We start from the raw sequence: 22,579 nt of genomic DNA on the forward strand, positions 1-22,579 counted from the left end.
TGACGACCATGCCACGCAGCGTCGGTGGACGCAGCCTGATCGACGGCAGCGCACAAGGCGCCCTGTTGTTTGCCGACACCGGCCTGAGTTTCTGGGGCGGGGTCGACCCCAGCAGTGGCGAGGTGATCGACCGCCACCATCCGCTCAGTGGTCAGCGGGTGGCGGGCCGCATTCTGGCGATTCCCGGCAGTCGCGGGTCCTGCACCGGCAGCAGCGTGATGATGGAGTTGATCAGCAACGGCCACGCACCGGCGGCGCTGGTACTGGCCGAAGCCGATGAAATCCTCACCTTGGGCGTGCTGGTGGCACAGCACTTCTTCGCCCGCTCGCTGCCGGTGCTGTGCATCGGTCAGGAAGCCTTCGATACGCTGCGCGGCGCGGCATGGGCTCGGTTGGATGGCGCAACGCTCGGTCTCTACAGCCAGGCGCCGACGGACGACTGGCAGCCGCAGCCAGGCGCAGGCCAGACCGAGCCGTTCGATGACGGCTTTGCACTCGACAGCCGTGACCATGAGTTGCTCGCAGGCAGCCACGGCAAGGCGGCGCAGGTGGCGATGCAGATCGTCCTGCGCATGGCCCGTCTCCAGGGCGCGCGGGAACTGGTCGATATCATCCAGGCGCACATCGACGGGTGCATCTACACCGGCCCTGCCAGCCTGCGGTTTGCCGAACAACTGGTGCAATGGGGCGCACGGGTGCGGGTGCCCACTACCCTTAACGCCATCTCGGTGGACCAGCGCCGCTGGCGCGAACTGGGTATCGACCCGGCCCTGGGCGAGCCTGCCAGCGCCTTGGGCGATGCGTACATGGCCATGGGTGCGCGCGCAAGTTTCACCTGCGCGCCCTATCTGCTCGACAGCGCGCCAGCCCTCGGCGAGCAAGTGGTGTGGGCCGAGTCCAACGCTGTGGTCTACGCCAACAGCGTGCTCGGCGCGCGCACGCTGAAGTACCCGGACTACTTGGACATCTGCATTGCATTGACTGGCCGTGCGCCGCTGATCGGCTGTCATCTCCAAGAGCAACGTCGGGCCCAACTGCTGATCGACGTACCGGCGTTGAAAGAACTGGATGACAGCTTCTACCCGCTGCTCGGCTATCACGTCGGGACCCTGTGCGGCAGCCGCATTCCATTGATCAGCGGTCTGCAGCACCTCAGCCCCAGTCTGGACGAGCTCAAGGCATTCGGCGCCGCGTTCGCCACCACCAGCGCTGCACCGATGTTTCATATCGCCGGCGTCACTCCGGAAGCCCTGAACCTCGCGCATTCGAGTGACTCACCGGATACGCTGCCGCGCGTCTCGATTTCCCTGCAAGACCTGCACGCCAGTTGGATGGAGCTCAACAGCGCGCGGGACAACCAGGTAAGGATGGTATCCCTGGGCAACCCGCACTTCTCCCTGACCGAATTCGCCCGCCTGGCCGAACTCTGCCGCGGCCTGCGCCGACACCCGGACGTGGTACTGGCCATCACCTGCGGTAGAGCGGTGCTGGAACAGGCACGGGCGGCGGGTCATGTCGCCGTGCTCGAGGCCTTCGGCGCCACGCTGATCACCGACACCTGCTGGTGCATGCTGGGCGAGCCGGTCATTCCCGCAGGCGTGCGCAGCCTGATGACCAACTCGGGCAAGTACGCCCACTACGCGCCCGGCCTGGTCGGGCGCAGCGTTCACTTCGCCAGCCTCGGCACCTGTGTCGACAGCGCGTGCAGCGGCGCCACCAGCGCTCGACCGCCCGCCTGGCTGGCGACCTGTGCAGCGGAGGGCGCGGAGCATGTTTGACTACACCTTCCAATGGCGGGCTGCGTGGCGCGCCCTGCCCGACATGCTGCAAGGCGCGTGGGTGACGTTCGAAACCGCGGCGCTGTCGATGATTTTCGGTGTGCTCATTGCTCTGCTTCTGACCGTGATGCGTGCAGGCTCCGAACGGACGTTCCGCGGCCGGGCGCTGCGCGGCATCGGCGACGGCTGGGTGTCGATTGCGCGCAATACCCCGTCGCTGTTCCAGATCTACATCCTGTACTTCGGCCTCGGCTCGCTGGGCCTGCACGTCAGCTCCTGGCTGGCATTGCTGGCCGGCATCACCTTCAACAACGCTGGCTACCTGGCGGAAAATTTCCGCGGCGGTCTCAAGGCGGTGCCGGACACGCAGATGCGCGCCGCGCGATCGTTGGGCATGAGCGCCTTCCAGGCCTACCGCATGATCATCGTTCCGCAATTGTTGCGCGTGGTGTTCTACCCGCTGAGCAACCAGATGGTCTGGGCGGTGCTGATGACGTCCCTCGGCGTGGTGGTCGGGCTCAACGACGACCTCACCGGGGTCACCCAGGACTACAACGTGAAGACCTTCCGCACCTTCGAATATTTCGCGATGGCCGCGGTGCTTTATTACCTGATCGCCAAGCTGATCGTCGGCCTCGCCCGGCTGTTGAGCTGGCGTCTGTTTCGCTACTGAGGAGCGGCGCATGTTTTCCACCAGCCTCACCGCGACTGACCTCCTGTACATGCTCGATGGCGCCTGGGTCACCCTGCAACTGACCTTCTGGGCAATCCTCGCGGGCTCCTTCGGCGGCCTGCTGTGCGGCCTGCTGCGGGCCCTGTCACCGCGCGCCAGCCTGCCGCTGGCCTGGGTGCTGGACGTGTTTCGCAGCGTGCCGTTGCTGATCCAGTTCGTGCTGCTCAATTCGCTCAAGAGCATCGTCGGATTGAACATCAGCGCGTTCAGCGTCGGCTGCATCGTGCTGGGTGTCTACGCGGCGGCGTACTTCACCGAGATCGTCCGCAGCGGGGTGCTGGCCGTGTCGCCGTCGGTGCGCCGGGCCAGCCGTTCGCTCGGCCTGAGCTATTGGCAGGACCTGCGCTACATCGTCCTGCCGATGGCCACCCGGGTCGCCTTCCCCGGCTGGCTCAACCTGGTGCTCGGCGTGATGAAAGACACCGCGCTGGTGATGTGGATCGGCATCGTCGAACTGCTGCGTGCCTCGCAGACCATCGTCACGCGCATACAGGAGCCGCTGCTGGTGCTGTGCATCGCCGGGCTCATCTACTACGTCATGAGCCTGGTGGTCGCTCGCCTGGGCGCTCGTCTGGAAAGAAGGTGGCAGGAAAATGATTGAGATCGACAACGTACACAAATCCTTCGGCCAACTGGAGGTCATCAAGGGCGTCAGCCTGACGGTGAGCAAGGGCGAGGTGGTGTCGATCATCGGCGGCTCGGGTTCGGGAAAATCCACCTTGCTGATGTGCATCAACGGCCTGGAGCCGATCCAGAAAGGCAGCATTCGGGTCGACGGGGTCGAGGTCCACGGCAGCAGCACCAACCTCAATCAGCTGCGCCAGCGAATCGGCATCGTCTTCCAGCAATGGAACGCCTTTCCCCACCTCACCGTGCTGGAAAACGTCATGTTGGCGCCACGCAAGGTACTGGGCAAGAGCAAGGAGCAGGCCGAGGCGCTGGCCGTGCAGCAGTTGACCCATGTCGGCCTGAGCGACAAATTCAATACCTTTCCCGGCAAGCTCTCGGGCGGCCAGCAACAGCGCATGGCGATTGCCCGAGCGCTGGCCATGTCACCGGACTACATGCTGTTCGACGAGGCCACCTCGGCGCTCGATCCGCAACTGGTGGGCGAAGTGCTCGACACCATGCGCATGCTCGCCGAAGACGGCATGACCATGGTGCTGGTGACCCACGAGATTCGTTTCGCCCGCGATGTGTCCGATCGCGTGGCGTTTTTCCGCAACGGCCTGGTGCATGAAATCGGTAGCCCGGACCAGGTCATTGGCAACCCGTTGCAGCCGGAAACGGCCGCGTTCCTGAAGTCAGTCAAATAGGCCCCGCCGATGCGTCGTTCGCTATTGCGCCCGATCGCATCAATGGTCTTGAACCGCAGCAGCCTGTCCAAAGTACATCCGACCCAAAGCGTATACGAAATACCATAAATCAACGGAGTAACTCGAATGAGCAAGCGCATCAACTGGAGTGGCGTATTCCCGGCGGTCACCACTCAATTCAACGATGACTTTTCCATCAATCTGGAAAAGACTCATCAGGTGATTTCCAATGTGATTCGCGACGGCGTGTCAGGCCTGGTGGTCTGCGGCTCGGTAGGTGAAAACACCTCATTGACCGCCGAAGAGAAGATCGCTGTCACCGAAGTGGCCGTCGACGCCTCCGGTGGGCGCGTGCCGGTCATCTGCGGGGTGGCGGAATTCACCAGTGTCGCTGCCGCGAAAACTGCGAACGCCGTACGCAAGGCCGGGGTGGACGGCGTCATGCTGATGCCGGCGCTGGTCTACGGCTCCAAGCCCTTCGAAACCGCCGAGCATTTTCGCTACGTGGCCAAGCACGCCGACGTGCCCTTGATGGTCTACAACAACCCACCCATCTACAAGAACGACGTCACCGCCGAGATCCTGATTTCCCTGGCCGACTGCGACAACGTGGTGTGCTTCAAGGACTCTTCCGGCGACACCCGGCGCTTCATCGACGTGCGCAATGAAGTGGGCGACCGCTTCGTGCTGTTCGCCGGCCTCGACGACGTCGTTCTGGAAAGCATCGCAGTGGGCGCCGAGGGCTGGGTGTCGGGCATGTCCAACGTCTTCCCGCAGGAAGGCGAAACCATCTTCCGCCTGGCCAAGGCCGGACGCTTTGCCGAAGCCATGGAAATCTACCGGTGGCTGATGCCGATCCTGCACCTGGACGCCCGTGCGGACCTGGTGCAGTGCATCAAGCTGTGCGAAGCGATCATGGGCCGCGGCAGCGCCCTGACTCGCCCACCGCGCCTGGCCCTGCCCGACGAAGACCGCCTGTTCGTCGAACGCATCATGGCCAAGGCTCTGGCCAACCGCCCCACCCTGCCCGACGTCGGTCTTTGAATCACGACCGGGCCAGGCGCCTCCGCCAGGCCCGGGTACCTGTCATTGCCACCCCCAGGAAGCCTGATCATGTCCACTTCTTCCAACGCGACTACCCCAGCGGGACTCAAGCGTGTCGTGGCGGCCGCCATGGCCGGAACCGTCGCCGAATGGTACGAATTCTTCCTGTACGGAACGGCTTCGGCGCTGGTGTTCGGCCAGCTGTTCTTTCGCCAGACCGATAGCCCCATCGACGGCATCATTGCCGCTTTCGCGCTCTACGCAGTGGGCTTTCTGGCCCGACCACTGGGCGGGCTGGTGTTTGGCCACTACGGCGACAAGTTCGGCCGCAAGCGCCTGCTGCAACTGAGTCTGGTAGTGGTGGGCATCACCACCTTCCTGATGGGCTGCCTGCCAGGTTTTGCCACCATCGGCTACGCGGCCCCGGTGCTGCTGGTGCTGTTGCGGCTGATCCAGGGCTTTGCGTTCGGCGGCGAATGGGGCGGTGCAATCCTGCTGGTGTCCGAGCACTGCCCCGACAACCGCCGCGGCTTCTGGGCCAGTTGGCCACAGGCGGGCGTGCCGGCGGGCAACCTGATCGCTACCGTCGCCTTGCTGGGGCTGTCTACCGGGCTCTCCGAAGAGCAGTTCCTGGCCTGGGGCTGGCGCGTGGCGTTCTGGCTGTCGGCCATCGTGGTACTGATCGGCTACTGGATTCGCAGCAGCGTCGACGATGCGCCTATCTTCAAGGAAGCCCAGGCGCGCCAGGCATTGATTCAATCCGAACAGCTGGGTGTGGTCGAAGTACTGCGTCATCACTGGCGTTCAGTGTTGGTAGGAATCGGCGCGCGGTTTGCCGAGAACATTCTGTATTACACGGTGGTGACCTTTTCCATCACCTATCTGAAACTGGTCGTTCACAAAGATACGTCGCAGATTCTGCTGCTGATGTTCGGCGCGCACTTCCTGCACTTCTTCATGATTCCGCTGATGGGCTACCTGTCCGACCTGATCGGCCGCAAACCGGTGTACCTGACCGGCGCGGTGCTGACGGCGTTCTGGGGTTTCGTCGGTTTTCCGATGATGGACACCGGCAACAACTGGCTGATCATGGCGGCGATCACCCTGGGCCTGGCCATCGAATCCATGACCTATGCGCCCTACTCGGCACTCATGGCCGAGATGTTCCCGACCCATGTGCGCTACACGGCGCTGTCGCTGTGTTATCAAGTGGCGCCGATTTTCGCCGGCTCGCTGGCGCCGCTGATCGCAATCACCCTGCTGAACAAATACAACAGCTCAACGCCGATCGCCTGGTACCTCGTCGGGGCTGCGGTAATCTCCATCGTCGCTGTCAGCCTGACCCGGGAAACCCGTGGCAAGTCGTTGCGCACGGTCGATGCAGAAGCCGCCGCACGCGTGGCGGCCTCGGAACAAACGGGCGTGTCGCGCGGCAAACTGGCCTGAGCACGTTGCGCTGACGACCTTCGTCAACGCGTTATCAAAGCCCCAGATCACTCAAGCCTGGGTGATCGTCGGGGCGACGGCCCAAGGGCCAGTGATATTTGCGCTCGGACTCGGCAATCGGCAGGTCGTTGATGCAGGCGAAACGCCGTTGCATGAGTCCGTTGGCGGCGAACTCCCAGTTCTCGTTGCCGTATGAGCGAAACCAGTTGCCCGAATCGTCGTGCCACTCGTAGGCGTACCGCACGGCAATGCGGTTGTCGGCAAAGGCCCACAGCTCCTTGATCAGGCGGTAGTCCAGTTCCTTGCGCCACTTGCGTTCGAGAAACGCCTGGGCCTGGGCTCGACCTTCGATGAACTCGCTGCGGTTGCGCCAGTAGGTGTCTTGGGTATAGGCCAACGCCACCTTTGCGGCGTCCCGGGAGTTCCAGCCATCCTCGGCGCCACGCACTTTCTGAATGGCGGTTTCGAGGGTGAAAGGCGGCAACGGTGGGCGGTTTTCCTGGTTCATATCGAAGGTCCTAGAAAGGCTTGTAGGGCAGAAACTTGCCGTCCAGGGTGATCACAGCACGCGATCCGCCTTCTGGATCTTCGACTTTCTTGATATCGAGTTTGAAGTTGATCGCGCTGATGATGCCGTCGCCGAATTGCTCATGCACCAGAGCCTTCAAGGTAGTGCCGTAGACCTGGACCATTTCGTGGAAGCGATAGATGGTCGGGTCGTTGGACACGTCTTCGGCGTTGCCGCGCAAGGGTATCGTCTGCAACTGAATCACCGCTTGCGCGTCGAGGCCCAGACGCTCGGCCACCACTTCGGCAACCGCCTGCGGCAGCGGGTGTTGGCCCAGCAGCGCGGCTGTCACATACACCGTACTCAGGCCGGTCCCCTCGGACAGCGCCGCCCAGGTCAGATTGTGCGTGGCCTTGGCCTGCAGGACTTGTTCGGTCAGGGTCTGACGCGGCGCCTTGGAAACGTTGCTCTGGGACATGGTGATTCTCCGGACTGAAACGCAGGGTCGATTGAACAGCTTGGCAGCAGGGGATCATCGAAACCTACCACAATGATCACGGCTGTCTTGCACAATTTCAGCTGGAATTCGATTGGTGCCGCTACGTCCCATTGGTCACCTGAGCGCTGCGGTTGGCCAGGCAGGACAGCGGGAGGAAGGCTGAACGCACTGCGCGCCCGCGCAAACTTTTCCGTGGTTCAGGCGTCAGCTTGATAGCACATCTCGCTATTGCAGCGTCCCCCTGCCCCTGCACAAGGACTCATCATGGTTTTCTTCATCTTTCTGCTGGCCTGCGCCGCCGCAGCCAGCACCGGTGTCATCTTCAAGCCCGGCGAATGGTACGCCTCGCTGGTCAAGCCGCGTTTCACCCCGCCCAACTGGGCGTTTCCCGTGGCCTGGACGGTCATCTACCTGCTGCTCGCCTGGGCGGGCTATCGACTGACGCAACTGCCGGGCAGCGAGACCGTCCTGGCGCTGTGGGCCGCGCAGATCGCCCTCAACACCCTGTGGACGCCGGTATTCTTCGGCGCCCATCGCCTGCTCGCCGGGATGGTGATCATCGTGGTCTTGTGGCTGGTGACCGCCGCCATGGTCGCCCTGGCAATGCGCCTGGACGTCATCACCGGGCTGATCCTGTTCCCCTACCTGGCCTGGCTCTGCGTGGCAGCGGCGCTGAACTTCTCGATTCTGCGCAACAATCGCTGACGCTAAGGTTGCGCCGCTCCCACTCGGCCACGGTCAGATCGCGAACGCCCCGACCAGTGCGGTCAGACCGACCGCCAGTCTCGACACTTCTCCGCTGGCGGTGGCCGTTTGCGTGGCGCCCGCCGCGCTCTGAATCGAAAGGTCGCGAATGCTGGTGATGTTGCGGTCGATTTCCCGCGCCACCTGTGCCTGCTCCTCGGCTGCCGTGGCGATCACGGTGTTGCGTTCGCTGATGAGGTTGATCGATGCCGATATCTGGCTGAGCGAGGTGCTGGCGTGCTGGGCCACGGCCGACGAATCGCTGGCCATCTGCTGACTCTGCTCCATGGCTTGCACGGCCTGCACCGAATCGGTCTGCATGGAGCCGATCATCTTCTCGATTTCCTGGGTCGACTGCTGCGTACGGTGAGCCAGCGCACGCACTTCATCCGCTACCACGGCGAAGCCGCGGCCCTGCTCTCCGGCGCGGGCCGCTTCGATGGCCGCGTTCAATGCCAGCAGGTTGGTCTGTTCGGCGATGGCGCGGATCACCTCGACGACGGTGTTGATCTCGCGCGCCCGTGACGACAGTTGCTTGACCTGCGTGCTGGTGCTGCCCACGTTGGTTGCCAGTGCCTGAATGGCCGTCAGAGTCTGCTCGACCTTGCCCAGCCCGTCCCTGGCCAGGGACTGGGTGGTTGCCGACGCGTCGGCGGCCTCGGCTGCGTTGCGCGCCACCTCATCGACCGCCGAGCTCATCTGGGTGACGGCGCTGGCAGCCTGATTGACCTCGTCGTTCTGGCGCGCCAGACCGCGACTGGATTCCTCGGTCACGGCGCTCATCTCTTCCGAGGCAGCAGCCAACTGGCTGGAACTGTCGGAAATGTGCGCGATGGTCTGGCGCAGGTTGGCCTGCATCTGGGCCAGCGCGGTGAGCATGCTGGCGGCCTCGTCCTGCCCGACCACGACGATCGTTTCGGTCAGGTCCTTGCGCGCGATGCGCTGGGCAATCTGCACGGCCTCCTTGATGGGCTGGGTGATGCTGCGGATCAATAGCGCAGCGAGCAGGATGGTAGCAAGCACGGCCGCAGCCATCAGCCCGATGACCCAGTTGCGTCCCGATTCGAAAGTCGCCAGCGCCACATCGCCGGCATCCGTGGCACCGCGGTCGTTCAGCGCCATGAGTTCGTTGACCTTGCCTTCGAGGGTATTGGTCAGCGGGCGAATGGCCGTGTTGATCAGGGTAGTTGCCGCAGTGGTGTCGGCAGCACGCAGCATAGGTTCGAGCTGACCCAGCAGTTGGTCATACGTTGCCGCGTCGGAGCGTATGGATTCATAAAGTTTACGGTCATCGTCGCTCGCAACGGTGCTTTCGTAGTGCTTGATGGTTTCCTGGAAAGTACGGCGATATCCCGGAAACGCAGCGATCGTCTGTTCACGAAGCGCGGCATCGGTGGTGGTGGCACCGCGCATGCTTTCGAGCCGCAACCTCAGCAGCCCGCTGTTCATCTGACCCGCATCGCGAATGCCGAGCATCCAGTTGGTTTCCACGTCCTGCTCAGCCTGGTAGAGCTTGTTCATCTGAACGATGGAGATACTGCCCAGAAGGATCACGACCGCGACTACGGCCGAGAAGAAAGCGATCGCCCGAGGGGCGAGATTGAGGCGTCGGATGATCATGCAGGATTCCATTGCGATCGGGGGTTGATGACAACGATCATCGGCCTGCTGGGGGGAATCTTGAGCATGAGGCAGGTCGGCGCCTATCGGATATGGCTCACGACGATAGCGAAACGAGCACGATGCCGGGCTTGCAGCAGATCAGGGCCGGGCAAACAGGAGCTTCAATCCGGCTGCGGCAAAGACCATCGCCAAGGTTCCCTCGATCCAACGGCGCGCTTTTCGATAGCCACGCACCATCGGGGCCGTGGAGAAGACCACGGCATAACCGCCAAAAATGGTCACGCTTAGTACAGCGCAACCCGCCAGGATGATCGCCACGGTCGAGCTCGTAGCGCCTGGGCCCAAGCCCAGGGTCATCGTAGCGATCCAGCTCAGGAGGGCCTTCGGATTGGTAAGGTGCATCAGCAAGCCCCGACGATACAGACTCGGCCAGGATGCCTTCGGTGAAGATACCAGCTCATTGGCAAGACGTTGATTGGAAGTCAGCGCGGAACGGCAGGCCTTGCTGGCCAGAAAAAGCAGATAGGCGCCGCCTGCCACTTTCAAAATGAACAGCGCGCCGGCGTATTGCACGAGCACTGCCGAGACACCCGTAGCGGCCATGGAACCCCAGAAGAACGAACCACTGATGACGCCTGCCGCCAGCACCAACGCGGGGCGTCTGCCTTGGTGCATCGCGACGCTCATGATTCGCATGTTGCTGGGCCCCGGGCTGGCTGCGCCGACAATATAGGTCACGAACACCAAAAGCAGATGGTGAATATCGAACGACATGGATGGCCCCATTCTGTTGTGTCGCTAACAATCTACTCAAGTACCCTATAGCAACGCCGGGCGCCGATGCAAACGTGCGTGTTCCGTTCGAAATTTGAGGAGTTCTTGCATGTTCACAGGTTTGAGCGCATTCCCTTTGACCCCGCTGCGTGACGGTATCGTCGACGAAACGGCTTTCGCCGGGTTGATTGAAAACCTGTCGTCGGCAAAGGTCGACTCCATTGGCGTTCTGGGCTCGACGGGAAGCTACGCGTACCTGAACCGGGAAGAACGACGCCTTGCGACTCAGCTTGCCGTCAGCGTGGCCGGTGAAGTGCCTGTTATCGTCGGGATCGGCTCGGTCGCTACGCGAGATGTGCTGCTGCTGGCAGATGATGCGCAGGCCGCTGGAGCCTGCGCGCTGCTGCTGCCACCCGTCAGTTACCAGAAGCTTGGTGCCGATGAAGTATTCGAGTTCTACGAAACCCTCGCCAACCACGTTTCGGTGCCGTTGGTGGTCTACGACAACCCCGGCACTACGCACTTCGAGTTCACGGACGAGCTGCACGGGCACATTGCAGCCTTGCCCAACGTCGCCTCGATCAAGATCCCCGGCATGAACCTCGATCCAGCGCAAGCTTCAGCCCGGGTGGCACGCCTGCGGGCAAGCATCCCTGACCACATCAGTATCGGCATCAGTGGCGATGCCTTTGCAGTGACGGGCCTCAATGCAGGGTGCGAGCTGTGGTACTCCGTGCTGGGCGGACTGTTTCCGCGAACTGCGCGGACGCTCATCGAGGCAACGAGGGGTGCACACCCTGACCGCGCCGTCGAACTGTCGGCAGGGCTTGAACCGCTGTGGGCAATGTTCCGTGAATATGGCAGTGTCCGGGTCGTCGCTGCCGCAGCCGAGATCATGGGCCATGCAGCAGCCAACTGCCTGCCTCTTCCCCTCAAGGGGCTCGACCGGCAGTCCAAAGAACGCCTGGTGCAGATGCTGAAAGCGCTAGAACTCGCCTGAGCCTGGAGAGCTGCGAGGGTCGGTCCGGGGTCAGTACCGGTCGATCGACGCCTCGCCACCGGACGGCGCCTGAAGCTTGTAGCCCATGCTGTGCACGGTGTGCAGCAGGGGCACATCGAAGGTTTTGTCGATGGTTCTGCGCAACATGTAGATGCCCGTTCGCAGGCTGTCGGAATCGGGCGTTTCCTGGCCCCACAGTGCCAGTTCGAACTCGCGACGCTTCACGATGGCGGGGCTTTTGCGCATCAGCAGCTCAAGCAGCACGAGGGTGGTGGGGTTGAGTTTGAGCAGCTTGCCCGCCCGCTTCACCTCCAGCGAATCCAGATCGAAAGTCAGGTCATGGACCTGAAGCACGTTTTTCCGCACTCCTGCCGACCGCCGACTCACCGTCTCGACGCGGGCAAACAGCTCGGACAGTGCGAAGGGTTTGATGATGTAGTCGTCGGCACCAACGCTGAAACCGGTCAAGCGGTCTTCCAATTCGTCACGGGCAGTGAGCATCAGGATGGGCGTGTTCTGCCTGGAGACCGAGCGCAGCTTGTGACAGACCCGATTGCCGTCCATGCCGGGCAGCATCACATCGAGAATGATGGCGTCGAAGTTGCCGGTCATCGCCAGGTGCAGCCCGGTCACGCCATCCAGCGCCCCGGTAACTTCACAGCCCTTGAGCGTGAAATACTCGGAGATGTTGGCAAGGATATCGGCGTGATCTTCGATGACCAGTATGCGCATGGGATTCTCTTCGTTATAACGGGTTCGAGCACGACCGAACGCTGCAATTCACTCGCCCAATGCTACCTGGCTGGCCTTGGCATCGACGGCAACGCGGGTACCTCTACAACTGGCAAACATATCCAGCGCAGGGCTGTATACCCGAGTCTGTACTCGCAACAAGCCTAGCATCGAGTGAAAGAGATTGTCCTGACTCAGCGGTTCGTTGCGCGTCTGCTGCAGGCAGCGGCTGTCGACCGTGAGCGCGCGCTGATAACTTTCGGAAAGCCATACCAGCAGTGGCACATGTTTCTGCTGCTCGGGTGCGAGCATGTAAGGGGTGCCGTGCAGGAACAGATTGTATTCGCCCAACGACTCGCCATGATCCGACAGATAGATCATCGCAGTGGCCAGACGGTCCTGATTGCTGCGCAGTACATCGATGAGCCGTGCCAACACATGATCAGTGTACAGCACGGTATTGTCATAGCCGTTGACGATACTTTCTCTGCTGCACGCATCCAGCGCATTGCTCTTGCACACCGGCGTGAATGTCTCGAACGCCTGGGGGTAGCGCTTGTAATATTCGGGCCCGTGGCTACCCATCTGGTGCAATACCAGAACGGTATCCTTGCTCAAATGGTCGATGAAGGCCTGCAGACCTTGCAGGAGGATTTCATCCCTGCACTCGCCGTTCGCGCACAACGCTGGATCCTTGCCATGGCTGACGTCCAGCAGCGTGACCCGATCGCAGGTGCCCTTGCAGCCGGACTGGTTGTCCCACCACACCACATCCAGCCCCGAGCGTTTGAGCACGTCGAGCAAGCCTTCCTGGTTTTTCGCGATGTCCGCTCTGTACTGCTTGCGGCCCATGTTGGAGAACATGCAAGGGACGGAAACCGCCGTTTCGGTTCCGCAGGAATGCATGTCGGTAAAGGCCACCAGGCCAGCTTCCTTGCTCAGTTGCGGCGTGGTCTCGCGTTGATAGCCAAGGATTCCGAAGTTCTCGGCGCGTGCGCTTTCGCCCACCACCAGTACGGTCAGTGACTTGGGCGAATGGCTGGCCACGTTGACGGCCCGCACAGCGTCTTCGCCGATGGACCTGAATGGCTGTTGTGCCGTCGACACTTGTTCGCGTACATAGGCGATCGAGGCACCGATGTAATTGCTTGGCACCACCATCAGGCGCAACTCGTGGTGATTGCGCAGCAGTGACGACAGGCCCTGATAGTCCAGCAGCGCGACCGCGGCAATCACCGCCGCCGAACCCGTGCCTGCCAGCACTTTGCTGAACAACTCGCGATGCACTTTGCGGTAGCGAATGGGCGTTTTCCACAACAGCACCGACGGCAATACGCCCAACACTAAAAGATAGGCCCAGAGCGTCGGCGACAACAGGCCCTCCACTTCGGTGATATTGGTTTCGACCAGGTTGCGAAGCATGCCAACGTCCATGAGAACGCCGTATTGATTCATGAAATAGGCGACACTCGCACTGGTGACAAACAGCACCGTCAATACCGGCTTGAATATCTTCGGAAAAGCCAACAGCGTCAGTACGATATTGAACGCGCCCAGCAACATGATGGCGAACGCCAGTGCAAGTTGTGTTCCTGCGCCACCCTCTCCGGTGATTGCGGCCAGATGCTGCCAAAGGGGCACGTTGAACACCGCCAGCAGAAAGACACTGGCAAGCACCGTCGCGGTTTCCGGGCGTATAGCTTTCAGTTTGAACATGGGAGTCTGCCGTCGGGCAAAGAAGCGAGCCGTGCGCCGTGCTACGGTTGTCGATGGTGCGGACTCTAGACGCGGATAATTCAAATTTTCGTGAAAGATTCGCGAGGAAAAGCTCGCCGCGAGTCCGTTTCAAGCTGCCCGTTGGACTACAGGAGTGCGGTCTTTTTGGTCAGTAGGAGTGACGGCCATTCTCGACGTATTTTTCACAGTTCATTTACGTCGTTCTGATCGCTGCGAACTTATCGTCGCTCGTAACGCAAGCGGCCAATGGATCCATTGATGACAGGCCGTCGTCGTTAATTCCCCACATAACTTTCACCTGTTCTTCATCACTGGATCGGAGCCTGTCATGGCTATCGCATTACCTGTTCCTGAGTCCCGCCATTTTGACTTTCGATTGGCGCTGGGCATTCCGCTCGTGCTGATGGCAACAATGCTGTGGCTGTATCCGCCCGCCCTCGACTTCGCCCTGGCGCAGATCTTCTACGTGCCGGGGGTTGGCTTCATCGGACGCCAGAGCTACTGGCTGGAAAACATTCTGCATGATCGCGCCAAGCAGGCGGTGATCGCCTTTGCCGTACTTGCACTTGCAGGTTTCGTGGGAAGTCTGTGGGCCACGCGCCTGCGCCAATGGCGTCGACCATTGGGGTATGTGGTGCTGGCGATGGCGCTGACGACGTCGGTGGTCATGCCGCTCAAGGTGCTGACAGCCGTGCATTGCCCCTGGAGCCTGAAGGAGTTCGGCGGCCAGGAAACCTATACACCGTTGCTCAGCCCCCGCGCCGCAACGGAAAAGCCTGGTCTGTGCTGGCCCGGCGGCCATGCGTCGAGCGGCTTCTCGCTGCTTGCCCTGTTCTTTTTCTGGCGCGATCGCCGCCCACGCACTGCGCGAATCGCACTGGCGGTGGCGCTGACACTGGGATCGGTCTTTTCGCTAGGGCGAATGGCGCAAGGTGCGCACTTCCTTTCCCATAACATCTGGACGCTGCTGATCGATTGGGTGATTTGCGTGCTGTGTTATCGCTGGATTCTCTACCGCCCCTCGACACAGCCTTCACCTGTGCCGGATGCGGCCCTTGTGCCCGAGGGACACCGGCGATGAACGCCCTATGGATGACTGGTAGACGAGCCGGGGTGCTGCTGAGCCTGGCCTTATCGGCAGTAGTGTTGAGCGCCTGCCAAACGACCCGGGAGCAGCTATTGGCCGAGGGCTACCCTGCCCCCTTCGCTACCGGCTTCGAAGACGGCTGCAGCAGTGGTCGGCACGCCGCGCAAGCCTTGGGCGAATTTCGCAAGAACGTGCCTGTCTACCTTTCGGATCGCCAATACGCCACCGGCTGGGACGACGGCTTCCGGCAATGCCAAGCCAGCGCCATCGCTGACTTCCAACGGCATGTCGGCATCGACAGCAAGGAAGACCGCGATTGGCGCCACGCAAAGGATCAGGGGTGGGGCAAGGCGCTTGGGCGCTGATCGAACGCGCTTTTGCGCGGAACAATCTGCGCGCTAACGAAAAAAAACGAGTGAAAGGGAGAACCGGGTGTCTATTCCAATCAAGCACACCTCGCTCGATTTCAGACATTTCATTCGCACACCCACCCAGGACACTCATCGATGCACGACAGCATAAAGTGGCCGCTGACCCTCTACTTCGACGGTGACTGCCCCCTCTGCGCCCACGAAATCAAGGTTCTGAGGGCGCGTGCCTTGCCCGAACGCCTGCATTTCATCGATATCAGCGATCCGGCGTTCAACGCTCAATCCTTGGGCTTCACCCATGCGCACATGGAGTCGTTGCTTCATGCCCGGTTCAGCGATGGAACATGGGTCACCGGCCTGGACGCGACCCTCTGGAGCTGGCGCGCCGCGGGCCTTGGCCTATGGGCCGCGCCATTGTCCTGGCGGTGGGCCAGGCCGCTGTTCAACGTTGGCTATAGGCTGTTCTGCCGCTGGCGTCCGCATCTGGCCTGGCTGCCCCACCCGGACGGCAGTGCTCGCTGCAGGAACGGCAGTTGTGCAGTTCCCGAAGCGGATAGTACCGGGCGAAAGCCGCCACCGTCCGGGCCGCGTTGAGAGCAGTTCCGACTTGGCTCGTCATAGGGTTGATGGCTGACATGCAAATGCTTGGGGCCCTAGCTTGCACATCACTGCTACGGCCGGCTTGAGGTTGCCAAAAATGACAACTGGCGTATCATGACGATAAACGCCAGGAAAACATATGGATGTTCTGAAGAAGGATCGATTTGACGACGCATGCCGTAGGCACCCTACCTGCGCCACTGCCCTCAAAGCCTGCTATCGAATTCTGTGTGCATTGGAACCCAGCTGTTACAACGATCTGGCAGACCTGTTTGGGAGCCGGTTGGATCTATTCAAGCCCCGGGCACAGGTGGGGTGGGTTGTGATCGATATCGGCGGCAACAAATTGAGATTGATCGCAGGCGTCAATTACAAGCGACAAAAGCTGTACGTCAAACACATCTATACCCATGCTGAATATGACGCTGCAAATAACTGGTATGCCAGAAACAACCAGGGGGCGAAACCATGACCACCGTACTTCAAGATCCTCAAAGCATCCGTGCTGCCTTGGAAAGCCTTCAAGTATTGGTTGAGCAGCTACGTGAGTCGTTCGTTGGCGGCATCCATAGCCCCGCTGAATACGCGCTTGCGTCTGCGTTGCTCGACGAGCTGACTGATGGCCACACCCTGAACAAGTATGAAGAGCAGGTACTGGTCGAGCTCGAGGATGCGCTTCTGAATTACGAGCGTGATTCGCAGCAGTTCGAGGCCATCAACGCCCATTTGAAACCCACCAGCACTGCCGTGCAGCTGTTGCGTGACTTCATGGAGATGCTGGGGCTTACCGGTTCGGATTTGCCCGAAATTGGCGATAAGCATGTGGTGTCAAAGGTGCTGGCCGGGACGCGCCCCATCAGCCACAAGATGGCCTATGCGCTGGCACAGCGCTTCCATACCAAGCCAGATGTATTCATCGAGGAATCCAAGCCCACGCGTATTGGATGAACCCTGCACCCATCTGCGCCGGTGGCCTCATGCCGGCCGGCATCGAACGGCTCAGCGCCTGGCACAGCCATATGCACTTCTCGTCGTGTTTTTGCCCGGACAAAAAACTAGAAACATTTTGAAACATGCACCTCGGATAACCACTCCATAGTCTTTCCCCCAAAGACTATTCCATGAAAACGCCCCGTCCTGCCGCACGCCTGGAACCCCTCGAGCAACTGCGCAATTTGAAGATGGCCCGATCCGCGCATGCCTATGTGCGCGGCAGTACCGTGCAGTTCTATGAATGGCTGCAGTCCCAGTCCGGTCGGCGCTTGCCCAGTGGGCCGCCAGTGTGGATCTGTGGCGACTGTCACGCCGGCAACCTCGGCCCGACCGGCGATTTGAAGGGTCGTATCGACATCCATATCCGCGACCTGGACCAGACCGTGATCGGCAACCCTGTCCACGACCTGGTTCGGCTCGGCTTGTCGCTGGCGACCGCGGCTCGCGGTTCGGACCTGCCCGGCGTGGCCACCGCGCGCATGCTCGAAGAGATGATGGTGGGCTACGAGCAAGCCTTCGAAAACAACCAGGACGAACAGCCGCAGCGCCCTGCACAGGTCAAGGCCGGCATGCGCAGCGCTGTTCAGCGCACCTGGAAACACCTGGCTCAGGAACGCATCGAAGACATGCGCCCGACGATTCCGCTGGGCAAGCATTTCTGGGCCCTGTCCAAGGCCGAGCGCAGCGCTATCAAGACCCTGTGCGCCACCGACGAGATCCATGCTTTGGTCACCTCCCTCAAAGGGCGCTCGGGGAGTGACAGCGTGGAACTGCTGGATTCGGCGTATTGGGTCAAGGGTTGCAGCTCCCTGGGCCTCAAGCGCTATGCCGTGCTGCTCGGCGTGGGCGACGACGATGACCAGGAACTGTGTCTGCTGGACATCAAGGAAGCGGTCGCCGCTGCGGCGCCGCGCACGGTTCGTGCAGGCATGCCGCGCGATAACGGCCGGCGCGTGGTCGAAGGCGCCCGGCATCTGTCGCCCGGCTTGGGCAATCGGATGCTGGCCACGCGGATGCTCGACCATGGCTTCTTCATTCGTGAACTGCTGCCTCAGGACATGAAGCTTGAGCTCGACCAGTTGAGCGAAACCCAAGCCATGCGCGCGGCGAGTTACTTGGCCAGGGTCGTGGGTGCCGCTCACGCACGGCAGATGGACCTTTCGACCAGGGCTGACTGGATGCGCGAGCTGCAGACCAATCGCTCGAATACGCTGGACGCGCCGTCCTGGCTGTGGTCCAGCGTGGTTCATCTGGTGGGCAGTCATGAGCAAGGGTACCTGGAGCACTGCCGACGGTACGCTTTGCAGAATTGAACATCGGCGCTCGCGCACAGGACTAAATCGAAACCCCGCGCAGCTGCGCCACAAAGGAAACCCCAGTATGCATATTCTTCACATTGCCAGCTCTCCGCGTGGCGAGCGTTCCGCCTCGCTGAAACTGGCCGCGCGCTACCTGGAAACCGTCGCCTCCCATCAGCCTGACGCAACCGTCGACGTGCTGGATGTGTGGACCACCGATCTGCTGCCTTTCGACGGTCCCGCGTTGAATGCCAAGTACGCCGACCTCGAAGGCGTGGAAATGAATGCCGAACAGGCGGCCGTGTGGAAACAGATCCACGCCTTGGGCGAGCGCTTCCATCGCGCCGATGTGATTGTCTTCAGTGTGCCGATGTGGAATTTCGGTGTGCCCTATCGTCTCAAGCACTTGATCGACTCGGTGTCACAGCGCGGCGTGCTGTTCGATTTCGATGAACAGGGCATGTGCGGCCTGCTCAAGGGCAAGAAGGTGGTGGTGCTCGCCACCCGTGGGGTGGTGCTGGGCGAAGACTACCCCACCGAGGACTACGACCATCAGGTTGCATTCCTCAGAACCTGGGCACGCATGGTGGGGATTCCAGCCATCGACACGGTGGAGTCGGAAGCGACGCTGGGCGATGCCGCAACGGCCGAGGCCAGCTTCAACGCCGCCCTGGATGCGGCCACCAAGCTGGCTGCATCGCTGTAGCGCTCCGACTGTCAGCTTCGATGGACCACAGCGCGCCGATTTGCCCTTGGGCGCAGATCGGCGCCGCCCCGGCGCGCCTTCCTATAGCTTGAACCGCGCCACCACGGTGCGCAGCTCGGTTGCAAGCAGTGATAGCTCTTCTGCAGTCACGGCGTTGTCTTCGATACCTTCCATCAACGCCAGGCTGCCATTGCGAATCTCGGTCACGTTGCGGTTGATGTCCTCCGACACGGCGTGCTGCTGAACGGCCGCGCTGGCGATCTGGGTGTTCATGCCGACGATCTGCTCGACGCCATCGCTGATGGCATCCAGGCTGATCGAGGCCGCATCGGCGGACTGCAGGCATTCCTGGGCGCGCTGCTTGCCAGCCTTCATCTGCTCGACGGCGGCAGCGGTAGCCAATTGCAGTTCCTGGATGATCCGGCGGATCTCTTCGGTGGAGTTTTGCGTACGCGATGCCAGGGTCCGCACCTCGTCGGCGACCACCGCGAAGCCGCGGCCCTGCTCACCCGCACGGGCGGCTTCGATGGCGGCGTTCAAGGCCAGCAGGTTGGTCTGGTCGGCAATGTTGCGGATCACTTCGATGACCCCACCGATCTGCTGGCTGTGCTGGGCAAGCGCCGAGACCTTCTGCGCGCTGCGCTCCACTTCGTCGGCCAGGGCCTCGATGGTGACCTTGGTTTCGTGCATCTGCGCCAGCCCGGCATGGGAAGACTGGCTGGCCTGTTCGGCCGCGTGGGCAGCACCTTCGGTGTTCTGCGCGACGTCGGCAACGCTGGTGGTCATTTCGTTGATGGCCGTGGCCACCTGCTCGGTTTCGCTTTGCTGGGTGTTCATCGAGCGTTTGGCGCGGTCGATGGACACACCCATGCGCGTGGCGGCGTCGGACACCGACTGCGAGCTGCGCTCGACCTGAGCCAGCGAACCACTGAAGGCCTGCACCATATGATTCAGGCTGTTGCCTACGTCGGCCATTTCATCCTTGCCGCGGACCTGGACGCGCGTGCTCAGGTCGCCTTGGGCAATGAGCTGGGTGGCCAACAGCACATCCTGAATGGTACGCCGCATGGCGCTGTAGATGCCGCAGTACACGTACACCAGCAGCAGGCCGACAAGCACGAACATGCCGATGATGAACTGGCGTTGAGCATTCTTTTCCTCGACACGATGTTCCAGCCGATTCAGCAACTCCACCTGGAGGGTGTCCTGGGCCTTGTACAACTCAGCCACCACTGCATTGCCCTTGGCGGGTACGTTCTGCACGTTGCCCAGTGTATCGCTGGTAGAGGACGTCACTGCCTCGAGGTCCGCACGGAAGCCCTCAAGGCTTGCGAAAGCGCTGCTGATGGGTGCCTGGATCCGATCGGCGAGCGCAGGCTCACGGCGACGCAGCAAGGCCAGGCTTTGCTGCAGTTCCTTGTGGATCAGCAGTTCGTTCTTGAGCATCGACTTGATCACGCCGCGCGTAGCCGGGCTCAACACCTGCCCTTCACGCAGGCCGCTGGCGAGCCCACGCAGTTGCCCGACGATGTTGATCTGGCGGGGCAGGCGCAAGGTGCTCTGGTCGATCATGAACAGCGATGCGTAATCTTCATCCAGCACCATCCCCGATGTAGCCGACACGTAGTAGACGAAATTCAACGTCTCGGTGAGTTGGTCGTTCCACGCATCGAACACGCCGCTCTGGTCGGCACCCGGCTTGGCCTGCGCCATCAACCGCGTGGCTGCTGCGTGCAGATCCTGGACGCGGTCACCGGTTTCCAGCGGCTCGTTGAACTGGCGGTCCGTGGCGGCCAGTTTCGAGAATGCATCTTCCAGCTTGGCCTGGTTGGCCAGTACATCGGCTTGCGCAGTCGAATCACCGCTGAGCAGGCGATTGCTCTGGGCGCGCTGCATCATGGACAAGCGCAGGATGGGCGTGACGTCCAGCAGGTAACGCTGGCCTGCCTGCTCCGAACGGATGACCGCAAGGCTCTCGTTGATTTGAATGATGAAACGGGTGCCCAGCAGCGCCAGGGGAACCAGGACGATGATGGCCAGTACCGCAAACTTCGTCGGAAAGCGTAATCGGTTGGCCAGTGCTACGGCAGGAGCAAGGATGTTCATGAGGTTCTCACAGCCCGAAATGGGACGGTTCGTAATGGGTCTTGGGGTGAGAACGGTCCATTTCTCGGACGCCTGGGCTCTGTTCGGCCCATGTGGCTGCGCACAATTGTTCTGCGGTCAAACGTGCGTATCGGTAGCGATCCGAAGAACTTTACAGAAGGTTGTACAAATTAATTTTATTGTAAAGCTTTTGAACTTATCCTAAAGAGTGATGTCCTTATGGCATCACTCTATTCTTGATAGACACACTACGCTGATTGGGGAAAGTTATTCATCAGTGTCGATCCAAAAGGTCGGAAACGGGCATCAGGCCGAGCGTTAGACTGGTGTCATCTCTTGGATCTTGGGGCAGGCACTGTGAATCAGGACAATCAATCGCACGATCTGGCTGGCCACGACGCGTTCAGCCGCACCTTCCAACAGGGTCAATTGACCATTGGTTTCATTTCCCCCGCCAGTGGCTACCCCGACAGCCCCTTTCCGGGTTTGTCCGATCAGGCCGAGATCGTACAAAGCCTCGACCGCGGTGACGCTGCAGCCTTGTGGCTGCGCGATGTGCCGTTCTACGACCCTTCGTTCGGTGACACCGGCCAGGTGATGGACCCGCTGGTATACGCCGGCTGGCTGGCCGCACTCACCCAGCGGATCGCCATAGGCACAGCCGGGTTCGTCACGCCCCTGCGCGAGCCGGTCATTACCGCGAAGCAGATCACCACCGCCGACCAACTGTTGGGCGGGCGCTTCCTGGCCGGCATGGCCTCCGGCGACCGGCCCACCGAATACCCGGCCTTCGGCGTCGATTTCGCCACCCGCGTCGAGCGCTATCGCGAAGCGGTGGGCTTGATCAAGACCCTGACCTCGGTGTCCTTCCCGCGCTTGAAAACCGAACATTTCGGCCATCTGCGAGGCGACATCGACCTGGTACCCAAGCCAGCGGCTTCACGCATTCCCATCATCGCCATCGGCCGTGCCGGCCAGAGCCTGGAGTGGCTGGGCGAACACGTCGACGCCTGGATCTGGCACGGCGATGCGCAGCGGATGTCCGAAGTGGTGCCGCACTGGCGCGAGGTGACCGCTGCCCGCGGTTTCGTGCCGTTCGGCTATGGCGCGATGTTCGACCTGGACACCGATGCCAACGCACCGTTGCAGACCGGTCGAGTGCTGCGCGGCGGCCGTCATGCCCTCAAGGCGTTCTTCGCGCGCCAACGCGATGCCGGCGTCAACCATGTTGCCTTGAACCTCAAGCCAACACGGCGCCCGGCGCTGGAGGTGATTGCGGAACTGCAGGAGTATGTGCTTCCAGAGTTTGCGGTGGAGGGCTGATTCGGCGGCTGTGTAAACATCACGCAGCAAGGGTCAGCCTGCGGCATTCAGCAGGAGACGCCGTGTAGTCACTGTAACCGTTGGTCAGCGTGACAGCCGGTCGTCCTTGCTATTTGGAACCACTGTCTATAATCAGCATGCCAGATACCCGCCCAGCGCCA

General features: G+C 61.5%; 23 protein-coding genes and 1 pseudogene. 16 read left to right on the top strand and 8 right to left on the bottom strand.

Annotated features, from left to right (window positions below; genetic code table 11):
- Nucleotides 1-8: 8 nt before the first annotated feature.
- The 6 genes from lhpI to abaF all read left to right on the top strand — a co-directional run bounded on the left by lhpI (nt 9) and on the right by abaF (nt 6,317).
- On the top strand, nt 9-1,778 hold the full coding sequence (lhpI, locus tag IFT57_RS00070; RefSeq protein WP_192149712.1) for a cis-3-hydroxy-L-proline dehydratase: 1,770 nt from the start codon (nt 9-11) through the stop codon (nt 1,776-1,778).
- Nucleotides 1,771-2,451: an amino acid ABC transporter permease gene (locus tag IFT57_RS00075; protein ID WP_122712866.1), complete on the top strand. Its 681-nt coding sequence runs from the start codon at nt 1,771-1,773 to the stop codon at nt 2,449-2,451. Before lhpI ends, IFT57_RS00075 begins: the two co-directional genes overlap by 8 nt.
- Before the next feature lie 10 nt (nt 2,452-2,461).
- Nucleotides 2,462-3,112, top strand: a complete 651-nt coding sequence (locus tag IFT57_RS00080; RefSeq protein WP_192149714.1) for an amino acid ABC transporter permease — start codon at nt 2,462-2,464, stop codon at nt 3,110-3,112.
- On the top strand, nt 3,105-3,827 hold the full coding sequence (locus IFT57_RS00085; RefSeq protein WP_122796744.1) for an amino acid ABC transporter ATP-binding protein: 723 nt from the start codon (nt 3,105-3,107) through the stop codon (nt 3,825-3,827). The genes IFT57_RS00080 and IFT57_RS00085 overlap by 8 nt, the downstream gene beginning before the upstream one ends.
- Nucleotides 3,828-3,953: 126 nt before the next feature.
- On the top strand, nt 3,954-4,871 hold the full coding sequence (locus tag IFT57_RS00090; RefSeq protein WP_122478602.1) for a dihydrodipicolinate synthase family protein: 918 nt from the start codon (nt 3,954-3,956) through the stop codon (nt 4,869-4,871).
- 69 nt (nt 4,872-4,940) lie between these two features.
- Nucleotides 4,941-6,317 carry a fosfomycin efflux MFS transporter AbaF gene (abaF, locus tag IFT57_RS00095; RefSeq protein WP_192149716.1) on the top strand — a complete coding sequence of 459 codons (1,377 nt, stop codon included), beginning with the start codon at nt 4,941-4,943 and terminating at the stop codon, nt 6,315-6,317.
- A 34-nt stretch (nt 6,318-6,351) separates the two neighbouring features.
- Here the strand turns inward: abaF and IFT57_RS00100 are convergent, their stop codons facing one another.
- Nucleotides 6,352-6,825 carry a nuclear transport factor 2 family protein gene (locus IFT57_RS00100; protein WP_192149718.1) on the bottom strand — a complete coding sequence of 158 codons (474 nt, stop codon included), beginning with the start codon at nt 6,823-6,825 and terminating at the stop codon, nt 6,352-6,354.
- Between the two features lie 10 nt (nt 6,826-6,835).
- Nucleotides 6,836-7,303: a cyanase gene (gene cynS, locus IFT57_RS00105; RefSeq protein ID WP_192149720.1), complete on the bottom strand. Its 468-nt coding sequence runs from the start codon at nt 7,301-7,303 to the stop codon at nt 6,836-6,838.
- Nucleotides 7,304-7,588: 285 nt separating this feature from the next.
- Here cynS and tspO point away from each other — a divergent pair, with 285 nt between their 5' ends.
- Nucleotides 7,589-8,029, top strand: a complete 441-nt coding sequence (gene tspO / locus IFT57_RS00110; RefSeq protein ID WP_122712873.1) for a tryptophan-rich sensory protein TspO — start codon at nt 7,589-7,591, stop codon at nt 8,027-8,029.
- 33 nt (nt 8,030-8,062) lie between these two features.
- Here tspO and IFT57_RS27175 read toward each other — a convergent pair whose 3' ends face one another.
- The 3 genes and pseudogenes from IFT57_RS27175 to IFT57_RS00120 form a co-directional block, all read right to left on the bottom strand.
- Nucleotides 8,063-8,926, bottom strand: coding sequence for a methyl-accepting chemotaxis protein (locus tag IFT57_RS27175; RefSeq protein ID WP_446731181.1), 864 nt, complete (start codon nt 8,924-8,926; stop codon nt 8,063-8,065).
- Nucleotides 8,918-9,700: pseudogene (locus tag IFT57_RS27180) on the bottom strand (MCP four helix bundle domain-containing protein); the annotation flags it as partial. The gene IFT57_RS27175 and the pseudogene IFT57_RS27180, both read right to left, overlap by 9 nt.
- A gap of 129 nt (nt 9,701-9,829) precedes the next feature.
- Nucleotides 9,830-10,465 (bottom strand): LysE family translocator, encoded by a 636-nt coding sequence (locus IFT57_RS00120; RefSeq protein ID WP_192149724.1) that lies wholly within the window; start codon nt 10,463-10,465, stop codon nt 9,830-9,832.
- Nucleotides 10,466-10,574: 109 nt separating this feature from the next.
- On the opposite strand from IFT57_RS00120, the gene IFT57_RS00125 reads away from it, so the two are divergent.
- Nucleotides 10,575-11,465, top strand: a complete 891-nt coding sequence (locus IFT57_RS00125; protein WP_192149726.1) for a dihydrodipicolinate synthase family protein — start codon at nt 10,575-10,577, stop codon at nt 11,463-11,465.
- 30 nt (nt 11,466-11,495) lie between these two features.
- Here the strand turns inward: IFT57_RS00125 and IFT57_RS00130 are convergent, their stop codons facing one another.
- Both IFT57_RS00130 and IFT57_RS00135 read right to left on the bottom strand, forming a co-directional pair.
- Nucleotides 11,496-12,197, bottom strand: coding sequence for a response regulator transcription factor (locus IFT57_RS00130; RefSeq protein WP_122796752.1), 702 nt, complete (start codon nt 12,195-12,197; stop codon nt 11,496-11,498).
- 48 nt (nt 12,198-12,245) lie between these two features.
- Nucleotides 12,246-13,913, bottom strand: a complete 1,668-nt coding sequence (locus tag IFT57_RS00135; RefSeq protein ID WP_192149728.1) for a phosphoethanolamine transferase — start codon at nt 13,911-13,913, stop codon at nt 12,246-12,248.
- A 349-nt stretch (nt 13,914-14,262) separates the two neighbouring features.
- Between IFT57_RS00135 and IFT57_RS00140 the strand changes: the two genes are divergently transcribed.
- From IFT57_RS00140 to IFT57_RS00170, 7 genes are all read left to right on the top strand, one after another.
- The gene (locus IFT57_RS00140) at nt 14,263-15,015 is read left to right on the top strand and encodes a phosphatase PAP2 family protein (protein WP_192149730.1); all 753 of its coding nucleotides are present in this window, start codon (nt 14,263-14,265) and stop codon (nt 15,013-15,015) included.
- 11 nt (nt 15,016-15,026) lie between these two features.
- Nucleotides 15,027-15,386 (top strand): hypothetical protein, encoded by a 360-nt coding sequence (locus IFT57_RS00145; protein WP_192149733.1) that lies wholly within the window; start codon nt 15,027-15,029, stop codon nt 15,384-15,386.
- Between the two features lie 141 nt (nt 15,387-15,527).
- Complete coding sequence (locus IFT57_RS00150; protein ID WP_192149735.1) at nt 15,528-15,986, top strand: thiol-disulfide oxidoreductase DCC family protein; 459 nt, start codon at nt 15,528-15,530, stop codon at nt 15,984-15,986.
- 145 nt (nt 15,987-16,131) lie between these two features.
- Nucleotides 16,132-16,464, top strand: coding sequence for a type II toxin-antitoxin system HigB family toxin (locus tag IFT57_RS00155; protein WP_122478623.1), 333 nt, complete (start codon nt 16,132-16,134; stop codon nt 16,462-16,464).
- Nucleotides 16,461-16,940 (top strand): helix-turn-helix domain-containing protein, encoded by a 480-nt coding sequence (locus tag IFT57_RS00160; protein WP_192102238.1) that lies wholly within the window; start codon nt 16,461-16,463, stop codon nt 16,938-16,940. Before IFT57_RS00155 ends, IFT57_RS00160 begins: the two co-directional genes overlap by 4 nt.
- 173 nt (nt 16,941-17,113) lie before the next feature.
- Entirely contained in the window at nt 17,114-18,298 is a 1,185-nt protein-coding gene (locus tag IFT57_RS00165) for a DUF2252 domain-containing protein (RefSeq protein WP_192149737.1), read from the top strand.
- A 67-nt stretch (nt 18,299-18,365) separates the two neighbouring features.
- The gene (locus IFT57_RS00170) at nt 18,366-18,989 is read left to right on the top strand and encodes an FMN-dependent NADH-azoreductase (RefSeq protein WP_192149740.1); all 624 of its coding nucleotides are present in this window, start codon (nt 18,366-18,368) and stop codon (nt 18,987-18,989) included.
- An 81-nt stretch (nt 18,990-19,070) separates the two neighbouring features.
- Here the strand turns inward: IFT57_RS00170 and IFT57_RS00175 are convergent, their stop codons facing one another.
- Nucleotides 19,071-21,095 carry a methyl-accepting chemotaxis protein gene (locus IFT57_RS00175; protein WP_192149742.1) on the bottom strand — a complete coding sequence of 675 codons (2,025 nt, stop codon included), beginning with the start codon at nt 21,093-21,095 and terminating at the stop codon, nt 19,071-19,073.
- A 357-nt stretch (nt 21,096-21,452) separates the two neighbouring features.
- On the opposite strand from IFT57_RS00175, the gene IFT57_RS00180 reads away from it, so the two are divergent.
- Nucleotides 21,453-22,418, top strand: a complete 966-nt coding sequence (locus IFT57_RS00180; protein ID WP_192149744.1) for a TIGR03571 family LLM class oxidoreductase — start codon at nt 21,453-21,455, stop codon at nt 22,416-22,418.
- Nucleotides 22,419-22,579: the final 161 nt, after the last annotated feature.

The sequence above is a fragment of the Pseudomonas sp. CFBP 13719 genome (genome assembly GCF_014842095.1).
GTDB lineage: Bacteria > Pseudomonadota > Gammaproteobacteria > Pseudomonadales > Pseudomonadaceae > Aquipseudomonas.